The sequence below is a fragment of the Methanospirillum sp. genome (assembly GCF_035560735.1).
Lineage (GTDB): Archaea > Halobacteriota > Methanomicrobia > Methanomicrobiales > Methanospirillaceae > Methanospirillum.
The window spans coordinates 1-4,330 of the sequence record NZ_DATMYY010000298.1 but is presented as its reverse complement, the minus strand read 5'-3'; the positions used below and the strand labels follow the sequence as shown (position 1 = coordinate 4,330).

The 4,330-nt window shown below is 43.8% G+C and carries 4 protein-coding genes; 3 read left to right on the top strand and 1 reads right to left on the bottom strand.

Annotation, left to right across the window (positions count from 1 at the left end; all coding sequences use genetic code 11):
- Window positions 1–15: 15 nt before the first annotated feature.
- Window positions 16–903: an ABC transporter ATP-binding protein gene (locus tag VN429_RS08655; protein ID WP_325632192.1), complete on the bottom strand. Its 888-nt coding sequence runs from the start codon at window positions 901–903 to the stop codon at window positions 16–18.
- A 58-nt stretch (window positions 904–961) separates the two neighbouring features.
- Here VN429_RS08655 and VN429_RS08650 point away from each other — a divergent pair, with 58 nt between their 5' ends.
- The 3 genes from VN429_RS08650 to VN429_RS08640 form a co-directional block, all read left to right on the top strand.
- Entirely contained in the window at window positions 962–2,815 is a 1,854-nt protein-coding gene (locus VN429_RS08650) for an ABC transporter permease (protein WP_325632190.1), read from the top strand.
- A gap of 2 nt (window positions 2,816–2,817) precedes the next feature.
- The gene (locus tag VN429_RS08645) at window positions 2,818–3,882 is read left to right on the top strand and encodes an ABC transporter permease subunit (RefSeq protein WP_325632187.1); all 1,065 of its coding nucleotides are present in this window, start codon (window positions 2,818–2,820) and stop codon (window positions 3,880–3,882) included.
- Between the two features lie 63 nt (window positions 3,883–3,945).
- A partial coding sequence (locus tag VN429_RS08640; protein ID WP_325632184.1) for an RDD family protein occupies window positions 3,946–4,330 on the top strand: 385 nt, incomplete at its 3' end.

Sequence of the window (4,330 nt, the reverse complement as noted above, 5' to 3'; positions counted from 1 at the left end):
TCTTTTATCTGGGTTTTATTTTCCAATCTTCATTAAAATCTCTTCAAGTGACGGATATTTTGATTCAATTCGCTCCACTTCTCCGCCATTATCTGAAATATCAGAGGTGAGGCCATTGAGATCCGGAACTGACCTGACCGTTGACATCCAGAGATTTCCACTTTTTTCCGTTCCCACTGGCATTGTCAGGAGATTTTCTCCAGGAAACTTGTACCACACCTCATACCGAATTGACCCAAACTGCTCTCTAAGTTCTGGCATGGTCCCTCTGATAACAACATTTCCCTGCTTTAATATCATCACTGTATCACAGATCTCCTCGACCTGATTGAGATTGTGTGCAGATAGGATGATTGTCTTTCCGCGATTACGTAGATCTTTAAGGTATTCAATGATGAACCGGCTGGTCATCGGGTCAAGACCAGAACCAGGTTCATCATAGACAAGGATTGCAGGATCATGAATGAGAGTTCTTGCAATTGCAACCTTACGTTTCATACCTTTGGATAAATTTCCAATCCGTTTTCCATTAGGATTCAATGATAATTGGGCGAGTAATACACCGGCACGGGAATCTACTGTCTCCCGATCTAATCCGTATATCTCGCCAAAAAAGCGAAGATAATCTGGAACCGTCATGGTTTCATAAAGGCGTGACTCTTCAGGAAGATAGCCGAGCTGGTTCTTGATCTGCATGGGATCAGAGAGAACATCAACTCCGCCGATGGTAAGGCTCCCTGAATCAGGCTTAATAAGGCCTGAAAGAATCTTGAGCAGGGTGGTCTTTCCTGCACCGTTATGCCCGATAATTCCCAGGATCTGCCCCTCTTCACAGGTAAATGATACATCGTGAAGCACAGTTACCTCACCATACTTCCTGGAGAGATGTGACGCCTTGATCATGCTTCCTTCTCCTGTACTCTGCATTCCATAAAAGATACACGACCATGAGGACTCATGATTGATATATCGTGGCGTTCAACTTCTCACCACTATGCAGATGCTGCATCAGCTTTTTACCATCTCACGGTGGGAGGTCAAACGTTTTTTCACCGCTATGAGCAGAGATCTGCTCCCTATTTCGGTTATACTCCTGATTCTCCTCGTCCTAGTGAGTGGATTTGCTGCACAACACGGGATGCATCTGCAGGATGGACTGTATAGGATTGGGATTGACAGTCCAACATACCTTGAAATCATCGGGGGAGATCCCAGATATACTGTTTATGATACAAGTGATCTTTATGGGGTGACCCCGCAGAAAGCAGGTACAGATCTGAAGATCCAAACCGGGACTATTCTTCGAACACCTGGAGAGAAGGGCAAAGCCGCTCAAAAAAGTTTTGAACGCGATTATCAGGCATATACTGATAGGATATATCAACAACAAAAAGATCTGTTTGCCGCATATCCTCTCTGGATTCAAAATGAGTACATATCAAGTGAGCTCAACTTTCTAGCGACGCAGACAGGACAACAGATCGGTGTTTCGGGGCAGGCATATAATGAAGCTCCGGAACCTGATCTCCCGGTTGAAGAAGTCGCACCACCAGTGTCATCAATCCCCGCAGACTCGGAGGAACTGCGGATGAGCCTTGCGGATCAGATGAGCAAAGACCAGGAGCAGGTGAGCAGATATACGGGGATTTTTTCAAAGGCTGATACAACCCAGATTCCGTATAAGGTTCCTTCCCTCCTCTCCCCCCCACTTCCATTTGATACCATCATCTTTATTTTTGTCTTCATCTTTCCGCTATACTTCACGTCTCAGTTCTTCATGATGAGTATCATGAACGAGCGTACCCTCAGGCAGGGTGAAGCGCTTATTGCAGCCCCGATTAAACCGGAAATACTTATTTTTGGAAAGATGTTGCCATATGCTATCGGCATGGTTCTGCTGGCATCTGCAATCCTGTTCGTGGTTCATGCGGATATAATGGCTATCCTGCCACTCATTCCAGTTATTCTATTTTTTCTTGCATTTGCTCTCTTTATTGGAATGGTATCCCGCAGCTTCAAGGAACTCTCCTTCATCTCTATCTTCTTCTCAACAATTGCTACCTCGTACCTTTTCTTTCCAAGTCTTTTTGCTAATGTTCATATTGTAAGTCTTCTATCGCCGGTCACACTGGTTGTATATGTTATCCAGGGAACCGGCTATACCCTGATGGAGTATCTGTATGCGACTTCTCTCTTCTACCTGACAAGTTTCATCATCTTTGGTATCTGTATAAAAAATTTCAAAGAGGAGCAACTCTTTGCAGAATCGAGTATGGTGTCAAAGGTAAGACTTTATCTTGCCGGACTGGTACAACCCCGCCACTGGTGGTTCTCACTTTTTATTATTGGACTAATATGCATACCTTTCGTTCTCATGGCTCAGATGATGTATCTGGTCCTCTTCTTTAACCTCCCAATGCCTTTTTCATTGATTTTGATAATGTTGCTTGCTGCATTGACTGAAGAGATGGCTAAAGGGGCTGGAATCATAGCACTTATCACTGCAATGCCAGGATTTCTAAATGCACGTGTACTGGTGATTGCTTCAGCCCTTATTGCATTAGGATTTCTCGTTGGAGAAAAATTACTCATTTTTGTTACCATCTCTCAAATATCTGATTCTATTTTTGGTGCAGCCCTGTTCCTGAGCATCGGAATGCTCTGGATGCCATTCCTCTTGCATGCAGTTGGTGTCTTCATAACCGGAGCTGCTGTTCTATACAAAGGGCCAAAAGCGTTACCATTCGGTCTGGTTCTTGCCACTGCAGTTCATCTTCTCTATAATCTGTATATGCTCAGGGGGTGGGTTTGGTGAATGTGCACAGGGTTTTCACAATAACTAAAAAAGAACTCCGCGGACTTGCAAACGAGAAGACTATCCTGCTAGCTATCCTTCTTCAGCTCTTTATTGCACTCTTCTCATCGTTTCTAATGGTAGGTCTCTCTGCAATGTATGACCCAACCACATATGGAAGTGTTTCTGGAGTAAAATACGGAGTCGGAGTGGTTGGTAATGATACGATCCTGACAAGGCTACTTGATGAAAATCCCTCATTTAGATCATATCAGATGAATCTCTCAGTGGCGCTTGGGGCACTTAAGGAGAGAAAACTGTCGGCAGTAATCTGGACATCTGAAACACCCCCTGAAAGTAAGGATCCAGTCAGCCTTACACTGTATACGATTAAAAATGATATTCAGTCAGCGGTAATCGAGGTCAAAATCAAGGAAGTTTTTCTAAAGTACGAGGATATCCTGCGAGATGTAAGAAGTGATCGTATAACTAAGCACCCGGTTACTATGACCTCGGCAAGACCTGTAAGCTCAAACACTTTTTACGAGTTTATTTATGCTCTGTTGATCCCTCTCCTTCTTTTCATGCCTGCCATCATATCAGCAGGCCTGGTTATAGATCTCATAACAGAAGAATACCAGCAACAGACTATCGACACCCTGCGTACTACCCCTGCTTCTATGAATGAAATCATATGGGGAAAGATTAGTGCATGTATACTTCTTGTGCCAATGGAGGCAGGTCTTTGGCTTGTGTTGCTTATACTAAATAAAATACAAATCGGATCTCTCCCTGAAATCCTTCTACAGGTTATCTTTGCGTCCTCGGCACTCATTCTGGTCGCTGCTCTTCTGGCACTTTATTACCAGGACCGAACAAAATCACAATTCATCTTTTCAACAGCAGCAGTTATTCTTCTTCTGCTCACACTTGCATTTCCAGGAAATCCGCTCAATATTATTGCTCAACTTGCTTCTGATTCACCAGCCCCGCTCTTCTGGCCAGTCCTTCTCGTTTTTATCTGTTTCTGTATAATATTGACTATGTTAATTCGTGTAACCGTACGAAAGGCAACAGAAACATCGTAATATATAAACTGAACCCTTCATTTTTCGATAAGTTGATGCCTGATTTATCGCATATACCATACAGTGGCTGATACATATTCATCATCAGGTTGGGCAGATCTTATCAATGGAAGTTCACAGGGTAGGGAACTTGCCGGATTCTGGCGTCGTTTTGCGGCATCAATAATTGATCTGATAATTCTGTGTATAATCAACGGTATTGCCGCGGCATACCTAGGCCTCGGTGAAGGCTGGAGAATGCTTATGATGATTGTTCGAAGGCAGGCAGTTATATCAGATGACGGAATTCCTGCCACATCACTTGTTCCAATGCCGGTGGCTACATGTATTCTGGTTCTCATTATCCTACTTCCATGGATCTACTTTGCTTCTCTCGAATCTTCACGAAACCAGGCAACACTAGGTAAGATGGCATGCAGGGTGGTCGTATCTGACCTGCATGGAAAAC